The 26,204-nt window shown below is 70.1% G+C and carries 28 protein-coding genes and 2 pseudogenes; 18 read left to right on the top strand and 12 right to left on the bottom strand.

Annotation, left to right across the window (positions count from 1 at the left end):
• Positions 1-15: 15 nt before the first annotated feature.
• On the bottom strand, positions 16-603 hold the full coding sequence (locus ACYVF7_RS43630) for a DUF3043 domain-containing protein (RefSeq protein WP_460351842.1): 588 nt from the start codon (positions 601-603) through the stop codon (positions 16-18).
• A 124-nt stretch (positions 604-727) separates the two neighbouring features.
• Here ACYVF7_RS43630 and ACYVF7_RS43625 point away from each other — a divergent pair, with 124 nt between their 5' ends.
• The 6 genes from ACYVF7_RS43625 (at position 728) to ACYVF7_RS43600 (ending at position 4,904) form a co-directional block, all read left to right on the top strand.
• Complete coding sequence (locus ACYVF7_RS43625) at positions 728-1,534, top strand: PspA/IM30 family protein (RefSeq protein WP_460351841.1); 807 nt, start codon at positions 728-730, stop codon at positions 1,532-1,534.
• On the top strand, positions 1,531-1,809 hold the full coding sequence (gene pspAA / locus ACYVF7_RS43620; RefSeq protein WP_345431406.1) for a PspA-associated protein PspAA: 279 nt from the start codon (positions 1,531-1,533) through the stop codon (positions 1,807-1,809). The genes ACYVF7_RS43625 and pspAA overlap by 4 nt, the downstream gene beginning before the upstream one ends.
• Before the next feature lie 74 nt (positions 1,810-1,883).
• Positions 1,884-2,810, top strand: a complete 927-nt coding sequence (gene htpX / locus ACYVF7_RS43615) for a zinc metalloprotease HtpX (protein WP_460351840.1) — start codon at positions 1,884-1,886, stop codon at positions 2,808-2,810.
• Between the two features lie 47 nt (positions 2,811-2,857).
• Positions 2,858-3,427 carry a PspA-associated protein PspAB gene (pspAB, locus tag ACYVF7_RS43610; protein ID WP_460351839.1) on the top strand — a complete coding sequence of 190 codons (570 nt, stop codon included), beginning with the start codon at positions 2,858-2,860 and terminating at the stop codon, positions 3,425-3,427.
• Positions 3,424-4,098, top strand: coding sequence for an ABC transporter ATP-binding protein (locus tag ACYVF7_RS43605; protein ID WP_460351838.1), 675 nt, complete (start codon positions 3,424-3,426; stop codon positions 4,096-4,098). Before pspAB ends, ACYVF7_RS43605 begins: the two co-directional genes overlap by 4 nt.
• An 8-nt stretch (positions 4,099-4,106) precedes the next feature.
• The gene (locus ACYVF7_RS43600; protein WP_460351837.1) at positions 4,107-4,904 is read left to right on the top strand and encodes an ABC transporter permease; all 798 of its coding nucleotides are present in this window, start codon (positions 4,107-4,109) and stop codon (positions 4,902-4,904) included.
• 276 nt (positions 4,905-5,180) lie between these two features.
• On the opposite strand, the gene nadA is transcribed toward ACYVF7_RS43600, so the two are convergent.
• Positions 5,181-6,332, bottom strand: coding sequence for a quinolinate synthase NadA (gene nadA, locus ACYVF7_RS43595; RefSeq protein WP_460351836.1), 1,152 nt, complete (start codon positions 6,330-6,332; stop codon positions 5,181-5,183).
• Positions 6,333-6,527: 195 nt separating this feature from the next.
• Between nadA and ACYVF7_RS43590 the strand changes: the two genes are divergently transcribed.
• Positions 6,528-6,881 (top strand): HesB/IscA family protein, encoded by a 354-nt coding sequence (locus ACYVF7_RS43590; protein WP_345431398.1) that lies wholly within the window; start codon positions 6,528-6,530, stop codon positions 6,879-6,881.
• A gap of 186 nt (positions 6,882-7,067) precedes the next feature.
• Positions 7,068-8,033, top strand: a complete 966-nt coding sequence (locus ACYVF7_RS43585; protein WP_460351835.1) for a carbohydrate kinase family protein — start codon at positions 7,068-7,070, stop codon at positions 8,031-8,033.
• Positions 8,034-8,156: 123 nt separating this feature from the next.
• Here ACYVF7_RS43585 and ACYVF7_RS43580 read toward each other — a convergent pair whose 3' ends face one another.
• On the bottom strand, positions 8,157-8,384 hold the full coding sequence (locus tag ACYVF7_RS43580; RefSeq protein WP_345431458.1) for a sulfurtransferase TusA family protein: 228 nt from the start codon (positions 8,382-8,384) through the stop codon (positions 8,157-8,159).
• A gap of 89 nt (positions 8,385-8,473) precedes the next feature.
• Positions 8,474-9,610 carry a cysteine desulfurase family protein gene (locus tag ACYVF7_RS43575; protein WP_460351834.1) on the bottom strand — a complete coding sequence of 379 codons (1,137 nt, stop codon included), beginning with the start codon at positions 9,608-9,610 and terminating at the stop codon, positions 8,474-8,476.
• A 153-nt stretch (positions 9,611-9,763) separates the two neighbouring features.
• Between ACYVF7_RS43575 and ctaC the strand changes: the two genes are divergently transcribed.
• From ctaC to ACYVF7_RS43560, 3 genes are read left to right on the top strand one after another with little or no spacing between them, the layout of a single operon-like run.
• Positions 9,764-10,567, top strand: coding sequence for an aa3-type cytochrome oxidase subunit II (gene ctaC, locus ACYVF7_RS43570; RefSeq protein ID WP_460351833.1), 804 nt, complete (start codon positions 9,764-9,766; stop codon positions 10,565-10,567).
• Positions 10,564-12,240 (top strand): aa3-type cytochrome oxidase subunit I, encoded by a 1,677-nt coding sequence (gene ctaD, locus ACYVF7_RS43565; RefSeq protein ID WP_460351832.1) that lies wholly within the window; start codon positions 10,564-10,566, stop codon positions 12,238-12,240. Before ctaC ends, ctaD begins: the two co-directional genes overlap by 4 nt.
• Position 12,241: 1 nt before the next feature.
• The gene (locus ACYVF7_RS43560) at positions 12,242-12,637 is read left to right on the top strand and encodes a cytochrome c oxidase subunit 4 (protein WP_433184576.1); all 396 of its coding nucleotides are present in this window, start codon (positions 12,242-12,244) and stop codon (positions 12,635-12,637) included.
• 102 nt (positions 12,638-12,739) lie between these two features.
• Here the strand turns inward: ACYVF7_RS43560 and trpD are convergent, their stop codons facing one another.
• Together trpD and ACYVF7_RS43550 are read right to left on the bottom strand one after the other, a co-directional pair.
• On the bottom strand, positions 12,740-13,792 hold the full coding sequence (gene trpD, locus ACYVF7_RS43555) for an anthranilate phosphoribosyltransferase (RefSeq protein WP_460351831.1): 1,053 nt from the start codon (positions 13,790-13,792) through the stop codon (positions 12,740-12,742).
• Positions 13,793-13,817: 25 nt separating this feature from the next.
• On the bottom strand, positions 13,818-14,255 hold the full coding sequence (locus tag ACYVF7_RS43550) for a hypothetical protein (protein ID WP_360877708.1): 438 nt from the start codon (positions 14,253-14,255) through the stop codon (positions 13,818-13,820).
• A gap of 164 nt (positions 14,256-14,419) precedes the next feature.
• Here ACYVF7_RS43550 and ctaE point away from each other — a divergent pair, with 164 nt between their 5' ends.
• The 4 genes and pseudogenes from ctaE (at position 14,420) to qcrB (ending at position 18,680) form a co-directional block, all read left to right on the top strand.
• Positions 14,420-15,079 carry an aa3-type cytochrome oxidase subunit III gene (ctaE, locus tag ACYVF7_RS43545; RefSeq protein WP_460351830.1) on the top strand — a complete coding sequence of 220 codons (660 nt, stop codon included), beginning with the start codon at positions 14,420-14,422 and terminating at the stop codon, positions 15,077-15,079.
• Positions 15,080-15,100: 21 nt separating this feature from the next.
• On the top strand, positions 15,101-15,913 hold the full coding sequence (gene qcrC, locus ACYVF7_RS43540; protein ID WP_460351829.1) for a cytochrome bc1 complex diheme cytochrome c subunit: 813 nt from the start codon (positions 15,101-15,103) through the stop codon (positions 15,911-15,913).
• Entirely contained in the window at positions 15,906-16,979 is a 1,074-nt protein-coding gene (gene qcrA / locus ACYVF7_RS43535; RefSeq protein ID WP_460351828.1) for a cytochrome bc1 complex Rieske iron-sulfur subunit, read from the top strand. The genes qcrC and qcrA overlap by 8 nt, the downstream gene beginning before the upstream one ends.
• Positions 16,980-17,028: 49 nt before the next feature.
• Positions 17,029-18,680: pseudogene (gene qcrB / locus ACYVF7_RS43530) on the top strand (cytochrome bc1 complex cytochrome b subunit).
• A gap of 102 nt (positions 18,681-18,782) precedes the next feature.
• Here qcrB and ACYVF7_RS43525 read toward each other — a convergent pair.
• The 3 genes and pseudogenes from ACYVF7_RS43525 to ACYVF7_RS43515 form a co-directional block, all read right to left on the bottom strand.
• Positions 18,783-19,460, bottom strand: a complete 678-nt coding sequence (locus ACYVF7_RS43525) for an SDR family NAD(P)-dependent oxidoreductase (RefSeq protein ID WP_460351827.1) — start codon at positions 19,458-19,460, stop codon at positions 18,783-18,785.
• Positions 19,461-19,525: 65 nt separating this feature from the next.
• Positions 19,526-20,209, bottom strand: a complete 684-nt coding sequence (locus ACYVF7_RS43520; RefSeq protein ID WP_460351826.1) for a zinc-binding dehydrogenase — start codon at positions 20,207-20,209, stop codon at positions 19,526-19,528.
• 32 nt (positions 20,210-20,241) lie between these two features.
• Positions 20,242-20,409, bottom strand: a pseudogene (locus tag ACYVF7_RS43515) (alcohol dehydrogenase catalytic domain-containing protein); the annotation flags it as partial.
• A 190-nt stretch (positions 20,410-20,599) separates the two neighbouring features.
• Here ACYVF7_RS43515 and ACYVF7_RS43510 point away from each other — a divergent pair.
• Positions 20,600-21,295 (top strand): TetR/AcrR family transcriptional regulator, encoded by a 696-nt coding sequence (locus ACYVF7_RS43510; protein WP_460351825.1) that lies wholly within the window; start codon positions 20,600-20,602, stop codon positions 21,293-21,295.
• Positions 21,296-21,336: 41 nt separating this feature from the next.
• Here ACYVF7_RS43510 and ACYVF7_RS43505 read toward each other — a convergent pair whose 3' ends face one another.
• The 3 genes from ACYVF7_RS43505 to ACYVF7_RS43495 form a co-directional block, all read right to left on the bottom strand.
• Positions 21,337-21,624: an Lrp/AsnC family transcriptional regulator gene (locus ACYVF7_RS43505; protein WP_345431382.1), complete on the bottom strand. Its 288-nt coding sequence runs from the start codon at positions 21,622-21,624 to the stop codon at positions 21,337-21,339.
• Positions 21,625-21,728: 104 nt separating this feature from the next.
• On the bottom strand, positions 21,729-22,478 hold the full coding sequence (locus ACYVF7_RS43500; protein WP_460351824.1) for a rhomboid family intramembrane serine protease: 750 nt from the start codon (positions 22,476-22,478) through the stop codon (positions 21,729-21,731).
• A gap of 8 nt (positions 22,479-22,486) precedes the next feature.
• Positions 22,487-24,238, bottom strand: a complete 1,752-nt coding sequence (locus ACYVF7_RS43495) for a DEDD exonuclease domain-containing protein (RefSeq protein ID WP_460351823.1) — start codon at positions 24,236-24,238, stop codon at positions 22,487-22,489.
• Between the two features lie 269 nt (positions 24,239-24,507).
• Here ACYVF7_RS43495 and ACYVF7_RS43490 point away from each other — a divergent pair, with 269 nt between their 5' ends.
• Positions 24,508-25,752, top strand: a complete 1,245-nt coding sequence (locus ACYVF7_RS43490) for an NYN domain-containing protein (protein WP_460351822.1) — start codon at positions 24,508-24,510, stop codon at positions 25,750-25,752.
• A gap of 154 nt (positions 25,753-25,906) precedes the next feature.
• Positions 25,907-26,098 carry a hypothetical protein gene (locus tag ACYVF7_RS43485; protein ID WP_460351821.1) on the top strand — a complete coding sequence of 64 codons (192 nt, stop codon included), beginning with the start codon at positions 25,907-25,909 and terminating at the stop codon, positions 26,096-26,098.
• The last annotated feature ends 106 nt before the right edge of the window (positions 26,099-26,204 follow it).

Genomic DNA, 26,204 nt, shown 5'->3' with positions numbered 1-26,204 from the left:
CCTAGAACGGCAGGGTCAGACCTGATCCTTCTGCCCCGGCTTCAGGCGCGGCTGCGGCATCCGGAACCGGCGGATCTGCATCGAGCGGGTCGCGGTGTAGAAGCCGAGCCCTCGCAGGTTGTCGTCGGGGAAGCGCTCCAGCGCGAGCTTCTTCACCCGGCGGCCGAGGAGGATCGACTCACCGATGATCAGCACGAGCATGACCGGCCAGGCGAAAGTGTAGACGTAGCCCTTGATCGTCAGCGGCGCGACCATGGCGACCAGGAGGATCAGCAGGGTGAGGTACATGAAGAACTCGCCGAACGTGCGCCGCGAGTCGACGAAGTCGCGGGCGAGCCGGCGGGCCGGGCCCTGGTCGCGTTTGGGCAGGTAGCGGTCGTCGCCGCGCGCCATGCCCTCCTTGACCTTCTGGCGGTCCTTGGACTGCCGCTGGCGGGCCTGCGCGTAGGCCTCTTTGCGGGTGCGCGGCGCGGTGATCGGCTGGCGGTTGCGCTTCTGTGCCTCGCTGCGCTTGGGCGTGGGGCGGCCCTTCCCTCCCGATTTGACGACCTCGGGGGTGGTGGAGGGCTCCTCGGTGGCGGTATCAGTACGACGTCGGAACACGCAGATCAGCCTACCGGCGCTCGCGGCGAACATAATGACTGTCTTGAGCGTTAACGCGTAGGGTGGTCAGCGAACCCCAGCAGCGTTTGCGAGGCATCAGCAGAGAAGGGACCGGCCACGCGCGATGAGCGTGATGAAGCGTATGTCGATGATCTTCAAGTCCAAGGCCAACAAGGCGCTGGACAGAATGGAAGATCCTCGGGAGACCCTTGACTACTCCTATCAGCGTCAGCTTGAGATGCTGCAGAAGGTACGGCGCGGCGTCGCGGACGTCGCCACGTCCCGCAAGCGCTTGGAGCTGCAGATCAACCAGCTCGAGCAGCAGCAGAACAAGCTGACCGACCAGGGCAGGAAGGCGCTGCAGGTGGGCCGGGAGGACCTCGCCCGCGCGGCGCTGGAACGCCGGGCGGGCCTGGACAGCCAGCTGGGCGACCTGCGTGCGCAGTACCAGCAGCTGCAGGGCGAGGAGGAGAAGCTCACACTCGCCTCCCAGCGCCTGCAGGCCAAGGTCGACTCCTTCCGTACGCGCAAGGAGACCATCAAGGCCACCTACACCGCGGCCGAGGCGCAGACCAAGATCAACGAGGCGTTCTCCGGCATCTCCGAGGAGATGGGCGACGTCGGCCTGGCGATCCAGCGCGCCGAGGAGAAGACCGAGAACATGAAGGCGCGCGCCGGCGCCATCGACGACCTGCTCGCCTCGGGTGCTCTGGAGGACTACTCCGGCCCGCGCGACGACATCCAGGCCGAGCTGGACCGCATGGGTTCCGGCCCCGGGGTGGACCTCGAGCTGGAGCGGATGAAGGCCGAGCTCGGCATGGCCGAGGCGCCCAAGCAGCTCGACGCCGCGCCGGGACAGGCTCAGCCCCAGCCCCAGCAGCACGCCCCGCAGCAGGCTCAGCGGCCGCACCAGCCGGGGGAGGGCCAGTGATCGTCCGGCTGATGGGCGAGGGCCAGCTCGACGTCGCCGACGGCGACCTGTCGGCCCTCAACGACCTGGACGCCGAGCTCGAGAAGGCGATCGAGTCCGGCGACGAGGCGCAGTTCCGCGGCGCGCTGCACGCGCTGCTGGAGCGGGTGCGCAAGGTGGGCAAGCCGCTGCCGCCGGAGGATCTGGAGCCGTCGGACCTGATCCTCCCGCCCGCGGACGCGACCATGGACGAGGTCCGCGCGATGCTGGGCGACGAGGGTCTCATCCCCGACTGATCCCGCAGGCACAAAGCGGGCTAGTCCGGACGTTGTAACTGCAAAGCGTGTCGGACGGGGAGGAAGGGGACACAATGGAGCGCTCGCGCTTCGCGCCCGACCGAGGGCTCACATCGCGCATGCTGCTGACGATGTTCTTGCTGGGGTTGCTTTACGTCGCCTTCGTCGGGTTCTTCTTCGTGTTCGTGCCACGGCTCTGGCTGGTCGTCCTGGTCATCGCCGTGGCCTTCCTCCTCGCCCAGTACTTCTTCTCCGACCGGCTCGCCCTCTTCGCCATGCACGGGCGGATCGTGTCGGCGGAGGAGGCACCGGAGCTCCACGGCGTGATCGACCGGATCTGCGCCATGTCCGATATGCCGAAGCCGCGGGTGGCGATCGCGGACACCGACGTGCCCAACGCCTTCGCCACCGGCCGCAACCAGGAGAACGCCGTGGTGTGCGTCACCACGGGCCTGCTCCGGCGGCTCGACGCGGTCGAGCTCGAAGGCGTGCTCGCCCACGAGCTGTCCCACGTCGCGCACCGCGACGTCGCGGTCATGACGATCGCGTCGTTCCTCGGCATCCTGGCCGGCCTGCTGACCCGCTTCGGCCTCGAGTGGGGCCTGTGGGGCGGCTTCAGCAGCCGCGACCGCAACAACAACGACCAGAGCACCGCGATGGTGCTGCTGATCGTCATCGGCGTCAGCGCGGCCGTCTACGCCATCAGCTTCCTGCTGACCCGCGCGCTGTCGCGCTACCGTGAGCTGTCGGCGGACCGCGCCGCGGCGCTGCTCACCGGTCGGCCGTCCGCCCTGGCGGCGGCCCTGACCAAGGTCACCGGTGAGATGTCCCGGATCCCGACCAAGGACCTGCGGGCCGCCGAGCCGTTCAACGCCTTCTACTTCGCGCCGGCCTTCACCAAGGGCTTCAGTATCTCGACGCTCTTCTCCACCCACCCGTCGCTGGACCAGCGGCTGCAGCAGCTCGCCAAGATCTCCGCGCAGCTCGGCCAGGGAGTCTGAGATGCGCGACGCGGGGTACGCACCGCCGCCGGGCCAGGGAGTCTGACATGGGGTTCCTCGACACGCTGCTGGGCCGGTCGAAGCCGAAGAAGCCCGACCTCGACCGGCTGTTCGCGCTGCCGACCGCGGCCATCACCCTGGAGGCCGCGGCCGGGCTGACCCCGACCGGGGTGGGCGCCGTCTGCTTCCGGGCGGCCGAGGGCGCGGCGTTCGCGCAGATCGAGAAGGACGTACGCGAGCTCCTCGACGCCGGCGACGGGCCCAAGGTCGAGCTGACCTCCGACTCCTACGGCTACACGTGGCTGGTCGCCCGGCACGCGGCCGACGACCTGGAAGGGCTCGTCACCGACCTCCACGCGGTCAACGCCGCGCTGGAGTCCGGCGGATTCGGCCCGCAGCTGCTGTGCTCACTGGTCGCGTTCACCGGGCCGGACGCCAAGCGCTTCGGCCTCGTCTACCTCTACAAGCGCGGCACCTTCTACCCCTTCGCCCCGCTGCCGGGCGAGAAACGCGACAACGCCCTCGAGCTGCAGGTGCGCGGCGCGGTCGGCGCCGACCTGCCGGTCGAGGACGACCTGGGCCGGTGGTTCCCGGTATGGGGCGCGCCCGGGCTGTGACCTTCGTCCTGGAGGCCGTGGGCGTGCGCCGCGGCGACACGGCCATCCTCCAGGACATCACCGCGACCATCCGGTCCGGAGGCTGCACGGCGATCGCCGGGCCCAGCGGCGCCGGCAAGTCGACGCTGCTGCGCCTGCTCAACCGGATGCTGGACCCGACCACCGGCCGCGTCCTGCTGGACGGCACGCCGCTCCCGGCGCTGGACGTCCTGGCGCTGCGCCGCCGCGTCGGTCTCGTCGCCCAGCAGCCGACCCTGCTGACGGACACCGTCCTGGACGACCTCCGGGTGGGCCGCCCCGACCTGGCGGAGGAGGAGGCCCGTTCTCTCCTCGCCACGGCCGGCCTGCCACCGGCCTTCGCCGAGCGGCCGACCGCCGGACTGTCCGGAGGCGAGGCGCAGCGGGTCTGCCTGGCCCGGGCACTGGCGCTCCACCCCGAGGTCCTCCTCCTCGACGAGCCCACCTCCGCCCTCGACCGGGCCAGCGCCGAGGCGATCGAGGACGTCGTGAGCGACCTGAGCGCGGCAGGGGGCACGGCCGTCTTGGTCAGCCACGACACCGGTCAGGCCCGGAGGCTCGCCGACGACGTGCTCGTCCTGCGCGCCGGCCGCCTCGAGGAGCAGGGCCCTCCCGGGGACGTCGGCTACCTGAGGGCCGCGGCGTCGCCGTGAGCCACGAGATGAAAGTCCCGTCGTGGCCGGGCGTCGCCGTGAGCCACGAGGTGCACGTCCCGTCGTGGCCGGGCGTCGTCGCGTCGCTCGCCCTCGTCGCCGTCGCGCTCGCGATCGTGGCGCGGGCCCGGCTCCGGATCACCCGCGAGCTGATCGTCGCCGTCGTCCGCGCGGGCGTCCAGCTGATCGCCGTCGGGGCGCTGCTCCTCGCGATCTTCCGGTACGCCGGGCTGCCGGGCGCGTTCGCCTGGGCCGCGATCATGGTCCTGATCGCCGGCCAGGTCGCCGGGCGGCGCGGCTCCGGCGTCCCCCGGTCACGGGTGGCGGCCACCGCCGGCCTGGCCGCGGGCGGCGGCACCACCCTGCTGGCCTTGGTCCTGCTCGACGTCATCCAGGCCCAGGCCCGCGTCGTCGTCCCCGTGGCCGGGATGATCATCGGAGCCTCGATGCAGGCCGCGGGGCTCGCCCTGCGGCGCGTACGCGACGCGGTGACCACCGGCCGGGCCGCGATCGAGGCCCGCCTGTCCCTCGGCCTGACCGCCCGTGAGGCGTTCCTGCCGCACACGCGCGACGCGCTGCACACCGCCCTGCTGCCCGTCATCGACTCGACCAAGGTGGTCGGCCTGATCACCCTGCCCGGCGCGATGACCGGCCTGATCCTCGGCGGCGTCGACCCCCTGACCGCGATCCGCTACCAGATCGTCGTGATGTACATGCAACTCGCGGCCGCCGCCGTGACCGCCTACGTCACCACCCGCCTCGCCGAGTCCGCCCTCTTCGACGAAGCCCACCGCCTCCGCCTTTAGGGCGCATGCGACCGCCCGATCCAGCTACATTCCGCTTATGGCCGTATACAATCTGTCGGAGGCGCGCAGACGGCTGCCCGAGTTCGTCGCGCGCCTCGTACGGGAGGGCGCGGATGCCGAGCCCGTCATCTTCGGCTGATACGGCCGTCCGGAGGCGGTGCTTCTCTCCTGCGCGGCGTACGAAGAGCTTTGCGCAACCGTCTCGGACTTCGCTGAAGCCGAGGTCCCCGGCGGTCGCCGATAGGGCGTGGCAACCGCCGGGGATCGGCTGGATCTCTACGGGAGGGCGAGCATCTGGTCGAGGGCGGCGCGGGCGTAGCGGGCCGTCTCCGCGTCGACGGTGATCTGGTTGACGACCTCGCCCCGGGCCAGGGACTCCAGTGCCCAGACCAGGTGCGGCAGGTCGATGCGGTTCATCGTCGAGCAGAAGCAGACCGTCTTGTCGAGGAAGGTGATCGTCTTGTCCGGGTGCCGGTCGGCGAGGCGTTTCACGAGGTTCAGCTCGGTGCCGACGGCCCATGCCGACCCGGCGGGCGCCTCGTCGAGCATGCGGATGATGTACTCCGTCGACCCGATGTGATCGGCCTCCTGCACCACCTCGTGGCGGCACTCGGGGTGCACGAGGACGTTAACGCCGGGGATCCGCGCCCGTACGTCGTCGACGGACTCCTTGCTGAACCGCCCGTGCACGGAGCAGTGCCCGCGCCACAGGATCATCGTGGCGTCGCGCAGGTCGTCCGTGGCGAGCCCGCCGTCCGGCCGGTGCGGGTTGTAGACGACGCAGTCGTCCAGTGAGAGGCCCATCTCCAGCACGGCGGTGTTGCGGCCCAGGTGCTGGTCGGGCAGGAACAGCACCTTCGAACCCTTGGAGAACGCCCACTCGAGGGCGCGGCGCGCGTTGGACGACGTGCAGACCGTGCCGCCGTGGCGGCCGACGAACGCCTTGATGTCGGCTGAGGAGTTCATGTACGTGATCGGCACGACGTCGTCGGCGATGCCCGCGTCCTCCAGGACCTCCCAGCACTCCTCGACCTGGTCGTAGGTCGCCATGTCGGCCATCGAGCAGCCGGCGGCCAGGTCCGGGAGCACGACCCGCTGGTCCGGCGAGGTCAGGATGTCGGCGGACTCGGCCATGAAGTGCACGCCGCAGAAGACGATGTACGGGGCCTGCGGCCGGGCGGCCGCCTCCTGTGCGAGCTTGAAGGAGTCGCCCGTCACGTCGGCGAACTGGATGACCTCGTCGCGCTGGTAGTGATGGCCGAGCACGAACAGCCGGTCGCCCAGGGCGGCCTTCGCCGCGCGGGCCCGCTCCACCAGGGCCGGGTCCGAGGCGGGCGGCAGGTCGCCGGGGCAGTTGACGCCGCGTTCGCTCGCCGGGTCGGCCCCGCGGCCGAGGAGCAGCAGGGGACTGCCGATGTCGATCGTCACTGGGAGGCTCCCTTGGGCAGACTTATCGTCTTTCTGACGATACGTCATCGTACGCGGCGGTGGTCAAGCCGCCTGAGACCGTCGTGAAAGAACCCGCCCATTGGGGAATGCCTCCCTGTAGCGGGTACGTTGTGCGAAGAGGCAAGCAACGACGACGGCCGCCACGGAGCGACCGAGCCAATCGGGAGTCTGCACATGACGGTTCCAGCCGAGACCAGCACGCAGCAGGGCGTGGTCCTCACCGACGCCGCGGCGGCGAAGGCCAAGAGCCTGCTCGAGCAGCAGGGCGAGGAAGGCCTTGCGCTTCGCGTGCAGGTCCAGCCGGGGGGGTGCTCGGGCCTGATCTACCAGCTCTACTTCGACGACCGCGAGGTGGACGGTGACCTCCTCCAGGACTTCAACGGCCTCAACGTCCGCGTCGACCGGATGAGCGTGCCGTATCTCACGGGCGCCACGATCGACTTCGTGGACACCATCGAGAAGCAGGGCTTCACGATCGACAACCCGAACGCCGGTGGCTCCTGCGCCTGCGGCGACTCGTTCCACTAGCCTTAAGGCCTCCTGACATCGAGGCTTAAAGGCTGTGCGCGATGATGCCCGTGACCGGGTCCCCCGGACACGGGCATCTGGCGTGTTCGGAGCCGGTGAGGCAGTAGCCTTGCCGGGTTTGGACCGCCATTCGAGACGGCCTCGCGGCAATGACGGGGTCGCCGAACCGACGAGGAGATCGACGTCGTGCGCATCGCTGTTGCCGGCTCCATCGCAACCGACCATCTGATGAGCTTCCCGGGCCGGTTCGCGGACCAGCTCATCCCCGATCAGCTGCACACCGTTTCCCTGTCGTTCCTCGTGGACGAGCTCGAGATCCGGCGCGGCGGCGTGGCGGCCAACATCTGCTACGGCATGGGCCTCCTCGGCCAGCGCCCGATCCTCGTCGGCGCGGTGGGCGACGACTTCGCCGACTTCCGCTCCTGGCTGGAGCGGCACGGTGTCGACACGTCCTCGGTGCACGTGTCTGAACTCCACCACACGGCCCGGTTCCTGTGCACGACCGACCAGGACCACAACCAGATCGCGTCCTTCTACGCCGGCGCGATGAGCGAGGCCCGCCAGATCGAGCTGCAGCCGATCGCCGACCGGGTCGGCGGTCTCGACCTGGTCCTCATCGGGGCCGACGACCCCGAGGGGATGATCCGGCACACCGAGGAGTGCCGGTCCCGCGGCATCCCGTTCGCGGCCGACCCCTCGCAGCAGCTCGCCCGCATGGACGACGTGCGTGAGCTCATCGACGGCGCCGCGTACCTGTTCACCAACGAGTACGAGAAGTCCCTCTGCGAGCAGAAGACCGGCTGGTCGAGCGAGGAGATCCTGTCCCGCGTCGGGGTCCGCGTGACCACGCTCGGCCCGAAGGGCGTCCGGATCGACCGCGCCGGCGAGCCGAGCCTGCACGTCGACGCGGCCCCCGAGGTCAAGAAGGTCGAGCCGACGGGCGTCGGGGACGCGTTCCGTGCCGGCTTCCTCACGGCGCTGTCCTGGGGCCTGTCCCTCGAGCGCGCTGCCCAGGCCGGCAACCTCCTCGCCGCGCACGCCCTGGAGGTCGCCGGACCCCAGGAGTACACCCTGCACGGCGAGCACTTCGTCGAGCGCTTCGCCGACGCGTACGGCAAGGACGCCGCCGGCGAGGTCGCCGAGCACCTCTGAGCCGCCCCTCCAGCGCTCGCTCCGCTCACGACCGGACCGGAGCGAGCGCACCCCATCATCTGGACCGCGGAGCGGCGACGAGACGGCGCAGGACGCATCGGGCGCCCGCGAACCGCGCTCGGTTCAGTAATTACGGCGTATGTGGAACGCCCAGCCGCGGGGGAGCGTCTCCTCGCGGACGAAGTCCTGGGACTTCATGCGGCACCAGGCCGGAACGTCGGTGCGGGCGGCGACGTCGTCGGCCTGCACGGCGATGATCTGGCCGACCGGCACCTCGTGGATGCGCTCGGCCAGCATGATGATGGGAATCGGGCACTTGCGGCCCAGCGCGTCGATGGTCAGGACCGGCATGGGTCCGTGGTACGCCGGGGGGGGTCGCCTCCCGGGGGGTCTCCCGCTCGGCCCGGCGGCGCCTCAGCCCCATCGCATGATCTCCCTATTCACTGACTGGTCACCCCTGCCGTACGGCGGAGGCGGGCCACGGCGCCGGGAAGAACCGCCAGAAACCGGTCGACATCCGTCGCGCTTGTGCCGCGAGGGAGCGATACCCGGACGTTCCCATGGGTAATCACCCCCATCGCCTCCAGAACATGGCTGGGACGCAGCGTATCGGCCGTACAGGAACTGCCGGAAGAAACGGCGAAACCGAGTCGGTCGAGTTCGGTCAGGAGCGCCTCGCCCTCGACGTACAGGCACGAGAAGGTCACCAGGTGGGGGAGGCGGAGCACGGGATCGCCGATGACCTCGACGTCCTCGATGAGGTGGGGCACGCGTTCGCGGATCCGGTCGACGAGCGCGGACAGCCGGGGCCCGTCGCGGTCCAGCTCCGCGGCGTACGCCCCCAGGGCCGCCGCGGCGGCCACCGCGCCCGGGACGTTCTCGAACCCGGGGACCCGGCGGCCCTCCCGCTCGTCCTCCGGTAGCGGCGACCGCCACCGGGTGTTCTTGCGGACGATGAGCACGCCGACGCCCGGCGGACCGCCCCACTTGTGGGCACTGGCGGCCAGCAGCGACCAGCCGGCCGGGACCTCGGCGCGCCCAGCGGACTGGGCGGCGTCGACGAACAGCGGGACCCGCGCCGCCCGGCACGCCTCGGCCACCTCGGCGACGGGCTGGAGGGTGCCGACCTCGTGGTTGGCCGACTGCAGGCAGGCCAGCGCCGTGTCGGGGCGCAGTGCCGCCGTGAACTCCTCCGGGTCGACGCGTCCCGTACGGCCGACGCCGACCGTCGTCACCTTCCCGCCGTCCCGCTCGTGCAGCGCGGCGGTGTGCAGCACGCTGGAGTGCTCGACCGCGCTGACGACGAGGTGCCGGCCGGTCCGCCGGCGCGCCGACAGCGCGCCGAGCATCGCCAGGTGCACCGCCTGGGTGCCGGAGGTCGTGAAGAACGTCTCGTCGGGCCGTACGCCGAACGCGACGGCGATCTTGGCTCGCGCCTGGTCGAGCAGGAGCCGGGCGCGCCGCGCGTCGCCGTAGAGCCGCTGCGGGTCGGCCCAGCCGCCGTCCAGGGCTGTGATCAGGGCCTCCCGGGCCGCCGGATGCAGAGGTTCGGTGGACGCCGCATCGAAGTAGGCCACGGAACAGACACTAATGGGGGTCCCACATGGGTGTCCGCGACCCTCACGCTAATGTTTGGTCGACAAGCGTGAACATCGAACTGATCGCCCGGTGATTCGGGCTTCATCGTGGGAAGGCAATCCGTGAGTCCGACCCGCCGTAGGAAGCGGCACATGCCCGCGCGCACTGGAGCGCCGAGCCCGCGTCGGCGCATCCTGCTGGGCGCTGCGGCGCTCTCGATGCTGGCGCTCGCCACGACGGCGTGCTCCGACCAGGAAAAGCGTCTCGGTCTGCCGACGCCGGTTACCGAGCAGGCCAAGCGCGTCGTGACCCTTTGGCAGGGGTCCTGGATCGCGGCGTTCGCCGTGGGTGCGCTGGTCTGGGGGCTGATCATCTGGGCGGTGCTGTTCCACCGCAAGCGTTCCGACCAGCTGCCGCCGCAGGTGCGGTACAACCTGCCGATCGAGATGCTCTACACCGTCGTGCCGTTCATCATCATCGCGGTGCTGTTCTACTTCACCGCGCGCGACGAGACGTATCTCAACAAGGTCAGCAGCAGCACGTCGACGAGTCAGGTCACCCAGGTGAACGTGACCGCCTTCCAGTGGAGCTGGCAGTTCGACTATCCGCAGTACCACACCAAGCCGATCGTCGGTCAGCCCACGTCCCCCGACGGCAACGACAAGCCCGTGCTTGTGATCCCGGTCGGACAGAAGGTGCGGTTCCACCTCCTCTCGACCGACGTCATCCACTCCTTCTGGGTACCCTCGTTCATCTTCAAGCGGGACATCCTCCCCGGAGCCAAGAGCGGCGAGGACTTCGAGGTCACCCCGACCAAGACGGGAACGTTCGAGGGACGCTGCGCTGAGTTCTGCGGTGTCGACCACAGTCGGATGCTCTTCCAGGTGAAGATCGTCTCGCCGCAGGAGTTCCAGCAGTTCATCTCGAGCCACCAGGCGAGCGGGAGCGCTCAGTGACCACCACCATCACTCATTCCACCCCCTCCGCCCCGGCCTTCCGGCCGCGGCCGAGCAAGGGCCGCGTCCTCGTGTCGTGGCTCTCGTCCACGGACCACAAGGTGATCGGGTACATGTACCTGATCACGTCGTTCGTGTTCTTCGGCATCGGCGGCATCATGGCGCTGCTCATGCGCAGCGAGCTGGCCAAGCCGGGCCTGCAGATCATGAGCGCCGAGCAGTTCAACCAGCTGTTCACGATGCACGGCACGATCATGCTGCTGATGTTCGCGACGCCGCTGTTCATCGGCTTCGGCAACGTGATCATGCCGCTGCAGATCGGGTCGCCCGACGTGGCGTTCCCGCGCATGAACATGCTGAGCTTCTACTTCTTCCTGTTCGGCAGCAGCATCACGCTCATCGGGTTCCTCACGCCGGGCGGCGCCGCCAGCTTCGGCTGGTACGCCTACACGCCGCTCTCGGACATCGTCCGGTCCCCGGAGGTCGGCGGCGACCTGTGGATCATGGGTCTGACGCTCTCCGGCCTCGGCACGATCCTCGGTGGCGTCAACTTCATCACCACGATCTTCTGCATGCGGGCGCCCGGCATGACGATGTTCCGGATGCCGATCTTCACGTGGAACATCCTGCTGACCTCGGTCCTCGTGCTGATGGCGTTCCCGGTGCTGGCCGCCGCGCTGCTGGCCCTGGAGGCCGACCGTAAGCTCGGCGCGCACGTCTTCGACCCGGCCACCGGCGGTGCGATGCTCTGGCAGCACCTGTTCTGGTTCTTCGGCCATCCCGAGGTCTATATCGTCGCGTTGCCGTTCTTCGGCATCATCACCGAGATCCTGCCGGTGTTCAGCCGTAAGCCGGTCTTCGGCTACATCGGCCTGGTCGGCGCCACGATCGCGATCGCGGGCCTGTCCGTGACGGTGTGGGCGCACCACATGTTCCCCACCGGCCAGGTGCTACTGCCGTTCTTCTCGTTCATGACGTTCCTGATCGCGGTCCCGACCGGCGTGAAGTTCTTCAACTGGGTCGGCACGATCTGGCGCGGGCATCTGACGTTCGAGACGCCGATGCTCTGGTCGCTCGGCTTCCTGGTGACGTTCCTGTTCGGCGGTCTGACCGGCATCATCCTGGCCTCGCCGCCGCTGGACTTCCAGCTCAACGACTCCTACTTCGTCGTCGCGCACTTCCACTACGTGCTGTTCGGCACCGTGGTGTTCGCCATGTTCGCGGGCTTCTACTTCTGGTGGCCCAAGATGACGGGGAAGATGCTCAACGAGACCCTCGGCAAGATCCACTTCTGGCTGCTGTTCATTGGCTTCCACACCACCTTCCTGGTCCAGCACTGGCTGGGCGCGGAGGGCATGCAGCGCCGGGTCCCGGACTACGCCAAGGAGTTCACCTCGCTGAACGTCGTCTCGACGATCGGCGCGTTCATCCTCGCCGTGTCGATGATCCCGTTCCTGTGGAACGTCTTCATCACCGCCAAGAGCGGCAAGCGGGTCGACGTCGACGACCCGTGGGGCTTCGGCGCCTCGCTCGAGTGGGCGACCTCCTGCCCGCCGCCGCGGCACAACTTCACGTCGATCCCGAGGATCCGCTCCGAGCGGCCGGCGTTCGACCTGCACTACCCGCACGAGGAAAAGCCCGCGGTGAAGGCCGCCGCCGGGGCGGAGGACTGACATGAAGATCGAGGGTTACCTGTTCGTCTTCTGCGCCCTGTTCTTCGCGATCATGGACGTCATCTACTGGCTGTGGTCGCACGACCCGACCGGTACGACGGCCCTGGCCCTGACGATCGGGCTGGCCGGGCTGACCGGCTTCTACCTCCTGTTCACCGGCCGGCGGATCGACCCGCGGCCGGAGGACGACAAGGAGGCGGAGATCGCCGAGGGCGCCGGCGAGCTGGGCTTCTTCAGCCCGCACAGCTGGTGGCCGCTGTTCACGGCGCTGGCCGCCGCGACCGCCGCTCTCGGCGCCGTGTTCGGCTGGTGGCTGCTGATGATCGGCATGCTCGGGGTCGTGCTCGCCGCGATCGGGTTCGTCTTCGAGTACTACCGGGGCCACTTCTCGCACTGAGAAGCCCCCGTACGCACGGAAGGCCGGCACCGCGGACGCGGTGCCGGCCTTCGGCTGTAAAGGGGGCCAGGGCGTCGTTCACGCCGCCGTACGGGGGACGTGTCAGGAACGCGCTCGGCGCTGCGTGGCGGCGATCCAGCGGTCCAGCAGGGCGGTGGCCGCTCCGGAGTCGATCGCCCGCAGGGCGCGGGCGTACGCGTCGGCGAGGGCCGCGGTCAGCGCGTCCGCCGGCGGGGTGCCCTCCGCGGCCACGAGCGCCGCAGCGGCGTTCAGGGCCACGATGTCGCGCACGGGCCCGTGCTCGCCGCCCAGCACCGCGTGGGCCACCCTGGCGTTGTGGGCGGCGTCGGCGCCGCGCAGGTCGTCGGGGGTGGCGCGGGGGATGCCGAGGTCGGCCGGGTCGAAGACGGTCTCGGTGGCGGTGCCGTCGCGGACCACCCAGATGATCGACGTCGACGTGGTCGTCAGCTCGTCCAGCCCGTCGTCGCCGCGGAACACCAGCGACGAGCAGCCCCGCTCGGCGAACACCCCGGCGATGATCCCCGCCATGCGCGGGTGGAAGACCCCGACCGCCTGAGCGGTGGGACGCGCGGGGTTGGTGAGCGGTCCGAGGAAGTTGAAGACGGTCGGAACCCGCAGCTCGCCCCGCGTCTTGGACGCGTACTTCAGCGCGGAGTGGTAGAGCGGCGCGAAGCAGAACGTGATGCCGACCTCGTCCGCGACCTGCGCCGTCGCCTCCGGGGGCAGGTCGATGACGACGCCGAGCTCCTCGAGGAGGTCCGCCGCCCCACAGGAGGACGAGGCGGCGCGGTTGCCGTGCTTGACCATGCGCGCGCCCGCGGACGCCGCGACGATCGCGCCCATCGTGGAGACGTTGACGGTGTGCGCCCGGTCGCCGCCCGTGCCGACGAGGTCGACCGCCGGCCCCGGGACGGTGATGGGCCGTGCGTGCGCGAGCATGCCCTCGGCGAGCCCGGCGACCTCGGCGACGGTCTCACCCTTGGCGCGCAGCGCGACGGCGAAACCGGCGATCTGCACGTCGGTCGCCTGGCCCGACATGATCTCGTTCATCGCCCAGACGGTCTCGTCCGACGACAGCGACTCTCCGTCGATCAGCGCGTTGAGCAGCGCGGGCCACGTCGTACGCGGGTCCATGGGTGCCCCTTCGGGGAGCGGACGGCTACTGGAGGGAAAGGCGGGGGTCGGAGTCGCCGACGTGCCCCTCGAGGCGGCGGCGCATCAGGTCGGCGACGCCCTCGGCGAGCGCGACCGGGTCGATCGGCTGGCTCGCCACGGCGTCGGCGCGGGACCAGGTCGCCAGCCAGCCGTCGTCGCGGCGGGCGATGATCACCATGATCGGCGGGCAGTGGTAGATCTCGTCCTTGGCCTGCCGGGCGATGCCCATGCCGCCGGCCGGGCGCGCCTCACCGTCGAGGATCACCACGTCGATGTCGCCCCGGTCGAGGTGGACAAACACCGCGGGCTCCGTCGCGACCTCGACGAACTCGACCTTCGGCAGGCCGGGCGCGGGACGGCGGCCGATCGCGAGCATGACCTCATTGCGGGTGTTCGCGTCGTCGCTGTATACGAGGACCTTCATGGTCTCTTCGGTGCTCATCGGCTCATCCATGGGTGACGTGGTCGCGGGATACGAGCCGATGCTACCGGGAGATGACACCGCCGGTCCGGCCGCCCGCCCCGGCGTGCCCGGATGCGCCTCGTGAGGAGCGGAATCGCCTCCACAGGGGGGTCCTGCACGAAGCACCGAGAGGTGCCGCAATAATGCTGCCCGTGGCAACAGCAACCGCGACAGAAACGGCACCCCGGTCCCACGCCAACCGGCCCAACCTCGTAAGCGTGGGCACGATCGTGTGGCTGTCGTCTGAGCTCATGTTCTTCGCGGCGCTGTTCGCGATGTACTTCACGATCCGGTCGGTGACCAAGGGGGACGGCGGCCCGTGGCCCCAGGCCCACTTGGACATCCCGTACGCCTCGGCCAACACCTTCATCCTGCTGATGTCCAGTGTGACCTGCCAGATGGGCGTGTTCGCCGCGGAGCGCGGGCAGGTCAGGCGCCTGGGGTCGCTCTTCAACCTCAAGCGGTGGGGTCTGCGCGAGTGGTACGTCCTGTCCTTCCTGATGGGCGCGGTCTTCGTGGCCGGCCAGCTGAATGAGTACCGCACTCTCATCGGCGAGGGCACGACGATCTCCAGCAGCGCGTACGGCTCGGTCTTCTACCTGACGACGGGCTTTCACGGCCTGCACGTGACCGGTGGACTGATCGCGTTCATCTTCATGCTTGGACGCACGTACGCCGCGAAGCGCTGGACACATGAGCAGGCGACGAGCGCCATCGTCGTGTCCTACTACTGGCACTTTGTCGATGCGGTCTGGGTGGGGCTGTTCTTCACCATCTACGGGATCGACAAGATCTTCACCTGACCCAGAACGAGGGATCTTTTCGTGAAATGGATCACCGCATGGCGACGGCGCCCGTGGGCGGGCTACGCCGTTGTGCTGGCCGCGCTCGCGATCATCGGCGTCGCCTACGCCGGTGTTTCGCCGAGCTCTGACCGGGCACAGGCGGCCGCCGCCGCGGCGTCGGACCAGGACGTGGCCAAGGGCAAGCAGCTGTTCAACCAGGCCTGCTCGAGCTGCCACGGCGCGAACGCCGAGGGCACGAAGAACGCGCCCAGCCTCCTCGGCGTCGGCGCGGCCTCGGTCGACTTCCAGGTCAGCACCGGGCGGATGCCCGCCATGAGCCTCGGCGCGCAGGTTCCGCGCAAGAAGCCGGTCTTCAACGAGGAGCAGACGCGGCAGATCGCCGCGTACATCGCCTCTCTCGGCGGCGGCCCCGAGGTCCCGTCGGCGGACCAGGCCAACCCGGAGACCGGGGACGCGGCCATGGGCGGGAAGCTCTTCCGGGCCAACTGCGCGCAGTGTCACAACTTCGCCGGCTCGGGCGGCGCGCTGACCGGAGGCAAGTACGCTCCGCCGCTGAACAAGGCGACGCCCCGGCAGATCTACGAGGCCATGATCACCGGTCCGCAGGCGATGCCGGTCTTCAACGACACGACGCTGACGCCCGCGCAGAAGCGCGCCATCATCGCGTACGTCACCCAGACCCGCTCCGAGCCGAACCCGGGCGGCAACGGCCTCGGCCGCGTCGGCCCGGTGGCCGAGGGCCTCGCAGGCTGGCTGCTCGGCCTCGGACTGATCATCATCGCGGCCATGTGGATCACCGCCAGGAAGCCCAAGAAGAAGAACAATGTCTGATACCAACGACAACCACGGCGCGCCCTCCGAGGAGGAGGAGCGCACGCCCAAGCGCGTCATCGGCACGCCGCCGCAGGTGCAGGGTCATGACCTGCTGCCGTCCGAGGAGAAGGGCGGGGAGGGCGACCACGACCAGTACGTGCTCGACCCGGCCAAGGCACGCAGGGCCGAGCGCGCGGTCGCGTTCTTCTTCACGCTGACGTTCCTCGCGGGCGTCGCGTTCATCGTCTTCTACGCCGTCTGGCCAGGCCACGTCGGCAACGACGACGTCGACCGGGCGATGCACTCGAACTACGCGCTGGGCAGCGCGCTGACGGTGATCTTCCTCGGTATGGCGATCGGCATGACGATCTGGGTCCGTCATCTGATGACGACCAAGGAGATCGTCCAGGAGCGGCACGAGCTGTCCTCACCGCAGGAGGACCGGCAGGTCTTCAACCGGTACTTCCTGCAGGGCACCGAGGAGAGCGGCCTCACCAAGCGGCCGCTCCTGCGGCGCACGCTGCTGCTGGCCTCCGCCCCGCTGGGCCTGATCCCGGTGATCCTGCTGCGCGACATGGGCCCGCTGCCGGAGAAGAAGCTCCGCCACACCTCGTGGAAGAAGGGCACCCGCCTCGTCGTCGACGGCACCGGTCAGCCGCTGAAGCCGTCCGACTTCAACTCGCCGGGCAGCATCATCACCGTGATCCCGGAGGGCGCCGAGGACAACCTCGACGAGCTCGCCAAGGCCACGGTGCTGCTGATCAACGTCCCGGAGGACCAGCTCAAGGTCAAGAAGGGCCGGGAGAACTGGAACGTCGGCGGGATCATCGCCTACTCCAAGATCTGCACGCACGTCGGCTGCCCGGCCGCGCTGTACGAGCAGACGACGCACCACATCCTGTGCCCGTGCCACCAGTCGACGTTCGACGCGCTCGACGCCGCCAAGGTGATCTTCGGCCCGGCGGCTCGGCCGCTGCCGCAGCTGCCCATCGGGCTCGACTCCGAGGGCTACCTGATCGCGACGAGCGACTTCCACGAGCCGGTCGGACCCAGCTTCTGGGAGCGGGGGAGGCCGAAGGCATGACAAACCTCATCGACGACCGACTCGGTGAGCGAGGATCGGTGAGCGAACAATGACGACGCAAGCACCTCCGAAGGCGGTCGACGCCCCGATCGGCTGGCTCGACGAGCGCTTCGGCACCGCGGGATTCCTCCGCGGGAAGATGAAGAAAGTCTTCCCCGACCACTGGTCGTTCATGCTGGGGGAGATCGCGCTCTACTCCTTCATCATCCTGCTGGCGACCGGCACGTTCCTGACGCTGTGGTTCAAGCCCAGCATGTCGGAGGTCGTGTACAACGGGCACTACACCAAGCTCGTCGGCGTGAAGATGAGCGAGGCGTACAGCTCGACGCTGCACATCACCTTCGACGTGCGCGGCGGTCTGCTCATGCGGCAGATCCACCACTGGGCCGCGATCATGTTCGTGGCCTCGCTCACGGTGCACATGCTGCGCGTCTTCTTCACCGGCGCGTACCGCAAGCCCCGTGAGGTCAACTGGCTGATCGGCCTGGGCCTGTTCACGCTCGCCCTGCTGGAGGGCCTGTTCGGCTACTCGCTGCCGGACGACCTGCTGTCCGGCACGGGTCTGCGGATCACCCAGGGCGTCATGCAGTCGATCCCGCTGGTCGGCACGTACCTGTTCTACTTCGCGTTCGGCGGCGACTTCCCCGGTCAGGACTTCATCCCGCGCCTCTACACGGTGCACGTGCTGCTGATCCCCGGCATCCTGCTGGCGCTGGTCGGCGCGCACTTCATGATCCTGTGGCACCAGGGGCACACGCAGTTCCCCGGCAAGAAGCGCGACGAGAAGACCGTCCTCGGCAAGCCGTTCTACCCGGTGTTCATGATCAAGGCCGGCGCCTTCTTCATGTTCACCTTCGCGGTCATCGCGCTGCTCGCGACTTTCTTCCAGATCAACCCGGTCTGGTTGTTCGGCCCGTACACGCCTGACGCGATCACCGCGGGTTCGCAGCCGGACTACTACATGGGCTTCCTCGAGGGCGCGCTGCGCATCATGCCCAACTGGGAGACCAACCTGTGGGGTCACACGATCCCGTGGAACGTCCTCATACCGGCGCTCGTGCCGCTGGGTCTGATCATGACCGGCGCGGCGCTGTGGCCGTTCATCGAGCAGTGGGCGACCGGTGACAAACGGATCCACCACATCGCCGACCGTCCGCGGAACGCCCCGTTCCGTACGGCCGTGGGCATGACCACCGTCACCTTCTACGGTCTGCTGTGGCTGGCCGGCGGCAACGACGTCATCGCGGACAAGTTCCACGTGTCCCTGTACGCGACGACCTGGTTCTTCCGGTTCGCGATCTTCATTGGGCCCGCCGTCGCGTTCTTCGTCACCAAGCGGATCTGCCTGGGTCTGCAGGGCAAGGACGCGGACATCGCGCACCACGGCGTGGAGTCCGGCATCATCAAGCGGCTGCCGAGCGGTGAGTTCATCGAGGTGCACGAGCCGCCGGCGACGAGCAGACGGCCGTCCTCGTCGGCAAGGTTCCGCTGCCCGAGCTGAACCTGGAGGAAGAGGACGAGAACGGCGTCCCGGCGCCGTCCTCGCGCGGGCCGCTGGGCAAGCTGCGCAAGGGCCTCAACCGCGCCCTGGCCGAGGACGGCGGGTCCGTCAACGGCCATGGCGAGGGTCACGACGACACGAGCTCGCACCACGACGAAGAGGTCGCGCCCGGCGACAGCAAGGCGATCAGCCGCCACTGACGGCCGCCGTCTCACGTGATCGGCCCGCCACCCGGATCCGGGTGGCGGGCCGATTCGCGTCTCGGGGATCCCGAGAGCCGGATCAGGACGGCCGGAGCGGTGTCAGCGGCTGAAGACGCGCTCGGCTTCGTCCCGGTGGGTGGTGTGCAGCTCCCAGTAGACGGGGGAGATCTCCTCTGGCTTGGCCGTCGGAAAGCCGGGAACGACCGACATGCCGATCGACACGTCGATGCCGACGTGGGCGGCCTGGATGCCGGTGCCGGTCAGTTCCTTGTGCAGGTTGATCGCCCAGTTGCGCAGCGCCGCGGCGGCCGCGTTGACGTTGCCGACCTGCGGCACGGGGTCGATCGAACCGGCGCCGGTGGTGTAGAGCAGGGTGCCCGCGCCGGCCTCGCGCATCGCGGGCAGCACCGCCCGGGTGGCGGCGATGGCTCCGTACAGCTGGAACTCCATCTCGTGCTGCACGTGGGATGGGTCGGTCTCGGACGGAACGGTCAGAATGGTCGAGCCGAGCGTCCCCACCGGGGAGTACTCCAGGACGTCGATCCCGCCGAACCGCGCGGCGGCGTCCTTGAGGGCCTGGCCGAGTGCGTCGCGGTCGAGTACGTCCGCGGGGAACGCGGCGGCGGTGATGCCCTCGGCGGTGAGCCGGCCGACGAGATCGTCGAGCTTGGCGCGGTTACGGGAGATCAGAGCGACGTCGAAGCCGTGCGAGCCGAAGGTGCGGGCGATGGCCAGGCCCAGCTGAGGGCCGGCTCCGACGATGGCGATGCTGGTCACAGCAGTCCTTTCGGGAAAACCTGATTGAGAGAGAACGGTGTTGTCAGGCGGTCGGTGACCGCGACCTAGGCGATGGTGACGGCGATCTTGCCGAGGGCGCCGGCGCGGAACGCGGCGAACGCCTGTGCGGCCTGCTCCAGGTCGTGCACGGCGGTCACCGGCACCGACAGGGTCCCCGCGGCGACGTGCCCGGCGAGTGTGGACAGCGTCTCGGCGGTCGGGCCGGCCAGGACCATGGTGGTGCGCAGCGTGCGGTCCGCCGGGGCCTCGGGGACGGCGAGCAGGGAGGCGACCGCGCCGCCGTCGCGTACGAGGGCGGTCAGCTCGGCCAGGTCGCCGGCCAGGTGCAGCGCCGCGTCCACCCCGTGCGGGGCGATCTCGCGTACCTGCGCGGTCAGGTCTCCGGTGTAGTCGACCAGGGGCAGTTCGGCGTCGGTCAGCGCCTCGACGAACTCGGCCTCGGGGCCCGGCCTCGCGGTGGCGATCACGCGCGCGCCGCGCGCCGTGGCCAGTTGCACCGCGAGCGCGCCCACGCCACCGGTCGCGCCCGAGATCAGCACGGTCGCGCCCTCGATCGGGCCGAGCGCGGCCAGGCCGTCGACGGCGGCGGCGCCGGCCAGCCCGAGCGCACCCGCGTCGCGCACCGAGACCTGGTCGGGTCGGTGGGCGACGCCGATGGCGGCGGGGACGGTGACGTAGTGGGCCAGCGATCCGGTGCCCAGGTAGGGCTTGGTGACCACACCGAACACGGCGTCGCCGACCGCGAAGCCGTCAACCCCTGACCGACCGCGTCGACGGTGCCGGCGAAGTCCTTGCCCGGGATCAGCGGGAAGCGGTGCTCCATCATGCCCTGCAGCGCTCCGGCCACAGTGCTCAGATCGAACCCGTTGACCGAGGACGCGACCACCTTCACCCGCAGCTCACCTGCCTGCGGGTGGGGAGGATCCATCTCGGTCACCTCGATAGTGCCCGGCACCTGCGCCAGGGCTACGGCTCTCATGATCATCACTTCCAGGTTCGGAGTCGTGATTGTTCCGGATAGACCTATCCGTTTTTGATTCGGATAGGCCTATCCGTTTCGTTGCCACGAGAGTAGCACAGATCCGGATAGGCCTATCCGGTTCGTTAGACTGGGTGACATGAACCCTGGCGCCCAGCACCCTGACGACACCGCCCAGCCGCTGCGGAGCGATGCCGAGCGCAACCGGGGGCGGATCATCGCGGCCGCGCGCGCGGTGTTCGGGCGCGATGGCCTGAACGCCTCCATGGCCTCCGTGGCCCGCGAGGCAGGAGTGGGGATCGCCACCATCTTCCGCCACTTCCCCGCGAAGGAGGAGCTGGTCGACGCCGTCTTCTCCGACCGCATGGACGCCTATGCCGATGCCGTCGCCGTCGCCCTCGACGACCCCGATCCCTGGCACGGTTTCATCGGCTACCTCGAGACCGCCTGTGCGATGCAGGCCGCCGACTACGGCTTCGCCGACGTGCTGACCATGACCTTCCCCACCGCCAAGGCCCTGGAACGGCGCCGCAACGAGGCGTACGAGGCGATGGTGGAGCTCATCGACCGCGCCAAGGCCACAGGCCGCCTACGCGAGGACTTCGACCCCTCGGATCTGGTACTGCTGCACATGGCCAACGCCGGGGTCGTGAACGCCACCGGGGACGCCGCTCCCGACGCCTGGCGACGCGTCGTCGCCCTGTTGATCCAGTCCTTCGAGGCTCCCGCCCGCGGCCCCCTGCCCGCCTCGCCCGAGCACGACGCCCTCTACAAGGCCATGCTCCGCGCCGGCCCGGCGGGCATCACCGCACCGGAGCCGGGCAAGAGCAGCTGACCCCAGGCCGAGACCGCCACGCCCCGCTGCGGTACGACGGCTCAGTCCGCGTCGGGCAGGCCGAGCGCGAAAGCGGCCTCCAGGTCGTGCTGGGAGTACGTGCGGAAGGCGATGTGGGTCTCGGTGTGCGTCACGCCGGAGACCTTGTTGAGGGCGCCGGGGATGACGTCCGCGATCTGCTCGTACTGGCGCACGCGCACGAGCGCGACCAGGTCGAACTCGCCCGTCACGGAGTAGACCTCGCTCACGCCGTCGAGCCCGGCGATGGTCTCGGCGACCTCCGGGATGCGCGAGACGTCGGCCTTGATGAGCACGATGGCGGTGATCACGGAATGCCTCCTGCGGTGGTTACGCGCGGCGTGGGGTCGCCCGAGGCAAGACTAGTAGAGGCCCTCCGACGCCCGTTCGCGGGCGCGCGTCGTGTATCGGCGCATCACTGCCAGCTCAGGGCGGCCGACTTGCGGGCGACGGTGCCGCGCCGCACGAGCAGGCCGACGATCATCCCGGCGACGAAGCCGTAGATGTGCGCGACGTACGCGGTCTGGCTCTGGCTGTCGCCGAGGCTGAGCCACTGGAACACGAAGAACTGGGCGAGCAGCGCCCACGAGGGCAGCCGGAACGGGAAGATCGACAGGATCAGCGCGATCGTCCGCGACCGTGGGTAGAGCACCAGGTGCGAGCCGAGCACCCCGGCGATGGCGCCGGACGCCCCGACGAGCGGGGTGCTCGAGTCGGGGTAGGTGATCGCGAAGCCGTACGCCGCGATGTAGCCGACGAGGAGATAGAAGACCAGGAACCGGAGCCGTCCGAGCCGGTCCTCGGTCGCCGCGCCGAAGATGAACAGGTAGACCATGTTGCCGAGGATGTGGGCGACGCCGCCGTGCAGGAACATCGACGACAGCGCCGAGAGCCACGGCCGCTTGTGGTACGGCTTCGGGTGGCAGGCGGCGGCGACCTCCTCCGGCACAGGGTTCTGCCGGTCGGAGAGCAGCTCGTTCGGGACCGCGCCGTGCTTCAGCAGGAACGTCACCTGTGCGCACCTGCGCTGCTCCGCGCTCTCGTCGTGGTGCCCGATCGAGGCGATCGGCGAGAGCAGGAAGACGACCACGTTGGCGGCGATCAGGAAGTAGGTGACCAGGGGCGCGCGCCGCGTCGGCTGGTTGTCGTACAGCGGCAGCGCCACACCTGCTCCTATCGCATCGGCCGACCGGCGCGGTCAACCTTACGGGAATCGGGGCCCTGAACGGCATTCTCGATCCACCGGCGGACGCTCTCGGCGCCGTGGGGCGGGCAGGTCCACGTGCCGTCGACCTCGACCAGGCGCACGCCCGGTGCGTCCAGCCAGCGCAGGACGCATTCCATCTCCTCGGCGGAGGCCCGCGGGGTGGCCCCGATGCCGGGACGGACGGTCTCGGCGGTGGCGACGAGCGCCTCGACGTAGGGGACGGGGTGGGCGTTCGGCGGGACGGTGCCGGCGGCCGCGAGCCGGCCGTGGCGGACGACGTGCAGCTCCCAGCCGCCGTCGAAGGCCGGGCGGGCCGCGACCAGCTGCGCGAGCCCGGCCAGGGCCGACAGGCGCTGGCAGCGGGCGGCGCCGCGGACGAAGGCGGCGAGCCGGTCGCGCTGGACGGCGGCCTCCTCGTAGCGCAGCTCCGCGGAGAGCCGGTCGATGCGGGCCCGCGCGGCGGCGACGACCGGCCGGACGTCGCCCTCCAGGATCGTGCGGGCGTGGGACGCGTGCCGGGCGTACTCCTCCGGCTGCTGGCGGCCCTCGCAGGGCGCCCCGCAGCGTCCGAGCTCGGCGAGCGCGCAGGTGGCGGCGCGGCCGCTCTCGATGAGCCGCAGGGTGAGCCGCTGGGTGCACTGGCGGAGGGGGACGGCGTCGTGCACGGCGGCACGCGCCTCCTCGGCCGTCCGGACGCTGCCGAACGGGCCGAGGTAGACGGCGCCGTCGTCGCGCACCTCCCGGACGATCGACAGCCGGGAGAACGTCTCGGCGGTGAGCTTCAGCCAGACCGCCCGCTCCGGGTGACGCGACCGCCGGTTGTAGCGCGGCTTGTGCGCCGCGATGAGCCGCAGCTCGCGGACCTCCGCCTCGAGCGGGCTGGCGCACACGATGGTCCGGACCCGCTCGGCGATCCCGATCATCTCGCGGACGTGGCGGCGGGTCTCCGACGCGGTGAAGTACGAGGTGACGCGGCTGCGCAGCCGGCCGCTCTTGCCGACATACAGCACCTCGCCGCGGGCGTCCTCGAAGAGGTAGACGCCGGGCGCGGCGGGCACGTCGGCGGCCAGGTGGCGCTTGCGGCGCTGCTCCGGCGTCGGCGCGCGGGTGAACCCGGTCAGCTCCTCCAGGGTGTCGACGCCGAACGCGCCGGCGCGCTCCAGCAGCCCGTGCAGGACGTCGACCGTGGCCCGCGCGTCGGTGAGCGCGCGGTGGCAGGGCTCGACGGCGGTCCGGAAGAAACGGGAGAGGGTGGCGAGCTTGCAGTTGGGGACCTCGTCGCGGGTCAGGAGACGGCGTGCGAGGTCGGCGGTGTCCACGATCGCCGGCGTCGGCCAGGGACGCTCCTGCGCGGCGCAGGCGGCCTTCAGGAAGCCGATGTCGAACGGCGCGTTGTGCGCGACCAGCACGGCGCCCCTGGCGAACTCCAGGAACGAGGGCAGGACCTCGCCGATCGGGGGAGCGGCCACCACCATCTGCTGCGTGATGCCGGTGATCACCGAGATGAACGGGGGGATCGGCATCCCCGGATCCACCAGCGTGGCGAACTCGCCGACGATCTCGCCGCCGCACACCTTGACCGCGCCGATCTCGGTGATCGCGTCCGCCTTGGCCGAGCCCCCGGTGGTCTCGAGGTCGACGACGACGAAGGTGACGCCGGCCAACGGGGTGCCGAGGTCATCGAGGGTGCCCTGCACGGCAGGGCCGACGGAGGCCATGGCGGCACCGTACGCGCGTCGACCGACAAACCCTGTGACGGACCGGTGCCGGATACTGCGGGGTATTCGTCAAGGGGATTGCGGACCGAAGGTCGCCAGGGCGTCTACGCTGGGCAGCGACGGCGACACGGAGCCCGGTGCACGCGTCCCGCACCAGCCCCATCCGCGCGACTCGTGAGGAGTAGATCATCGACACCGGCCCGGGCGAACACCTCGATCAGCCGCTCCCCGAAGCGGTCCGGCAGCGCGTCGTCGAGGCCGCGGCCGACGTGATCGGCGCGCTCCGGCCCGACGAGATCCCCCCACCGCTCCGGCGCGTCGCCCGCTTCGAGCCGCGCCGCCGCGCCCGGCTCGCCGCCACCCTCATCGCCACCCAGCTCGAGGACGACGCCACCTTCCGTGAGCGCGTCGCCGACGTCGTACGGGAGAGCGAGCCCGTGCTGGGCGAGGCGATCCTGGCGGGGACGGTGCCCCCGGCCGCCGACCCCGTTACCGTCGCCGCCCTCGCCTACCTGCTCCGCCCGGCCGGCTGGACCGAGCGGGTGGACACCGCGCGCCGCGACCTCGAGCAGTCGGCGGCGGCGGCCGAGGAGGCGAAGGTCATCCGGCAGGTGGCCGAGCTCCGCGAGCAGATCGCCGCCGCGAAGGCCACCCGCTCCGAGGAGGCCGACCGGCTCCGCGCGGAGCTGCGCGAGCTCCGCGGCGAGAACACCGAGCTCCGCAAACGCCTGCACGAGGCACGGGGCAAGGCCAAGCGCGAGCACGCGCGCGCGGAGGACCTCGACCGCCGCCTCGGCGAGGAGCGCACCGCCGCGTCCGTCGCGGCGGCCACCGCCGAGGCCGAGCTGCGCCGGCTGCGCAGCCGCCTGTCCCACGCCGAGTCCGCCGCGGAGAGCTCCCGGCGTGCCGCCCGGGAGGGCCGCAGCGTCGACGAGGCCCGGCTGCGGGTCCTCCTGGACGCCCTCACCGACGCCGCCAAGGGCCTCCGCGACGAGATCGCGCTGCCGCCCGGCATCACCCGGCCCGCCGACAGCGTCGGGGGCATCACGCCGAGCCGCCCCGGGCACCGCACGCTGCCCGGACGCGCCCTCGCCGACAGCGACCCCGCACTCCTCGACCAGTTGCTCACCCTCCCGCAGGTCCACCTCATCGTCGACGGATACAACGTCACCAAGACCGGCTACGGCGACCTGCCACTGGCCGACCAGCGGACCCGCCTGGTGTCGGGCCTGGGTGTGCTGCACGCCCAGACCAAGGCGGAGGTGACATGCGTGTTCGACGGCGCGGAGCTGAACGCCCCGGTCGCGGTCCAGGCGCCCCGCGGCGTGCGCGTGCTGTTCAGCGCGCCGGGCCAGACCGCCGACGAGCTCATCGCCCAGCTCGTACGCGCGGAGCCCAGCGGGCGCGCCGTCGTGGTCATCTCCTCCGACCAGGAGGTCTGCGACTCGGCCCGGCGGGCCGACGCCCGGCCCGCCCCCTCATCCCTCCTCCTGCGCCGCCTCGGCCGCACCTGAGCCTCTTCGGCCGCGCGGGTGGCCTTCGCCGTGCCGGAGGCGCGCCAGAGGGCGCTGCCCGGCCGCCCACTCCGCTCGCCGCGTCGTCCTCGCTCCGGATTTGTCAGTGGGGCCTCTTAACGTCTCGTCATGACGAAGACACGAGGAGGAATTCGTGCTCATCGACTGCGAGAAGTGTGAGGTACGCAACGTCGCCTGCAACGATTGCGTTGTTTCCGCCATGCCGCTGATCCCGGCGTCGGGCCTGGAGATCGGGCCACTGGAGCGTCGGGCGCTGGGAGTTCTCGCCGCCGAGGGGCTCGTCTCGCCCCTGCGGATGACGATCATCGTCGACCGCGCATCGTGACGATTCGCGCGCGCAGTGTTGTGTGAATGACATGAATTGCTGGAATTCCAGGAGAAGCGGTTGTTACCAGCGTGAGACTTGACTAGTCTCACGCGCTGAGCCGGTC

Source organism: Actinoallomurus acanthiterrae (assembly GCF_054775715.1).
This window is presented reverse-complemented; position numbering and strand designations above follow the sequence as displayed.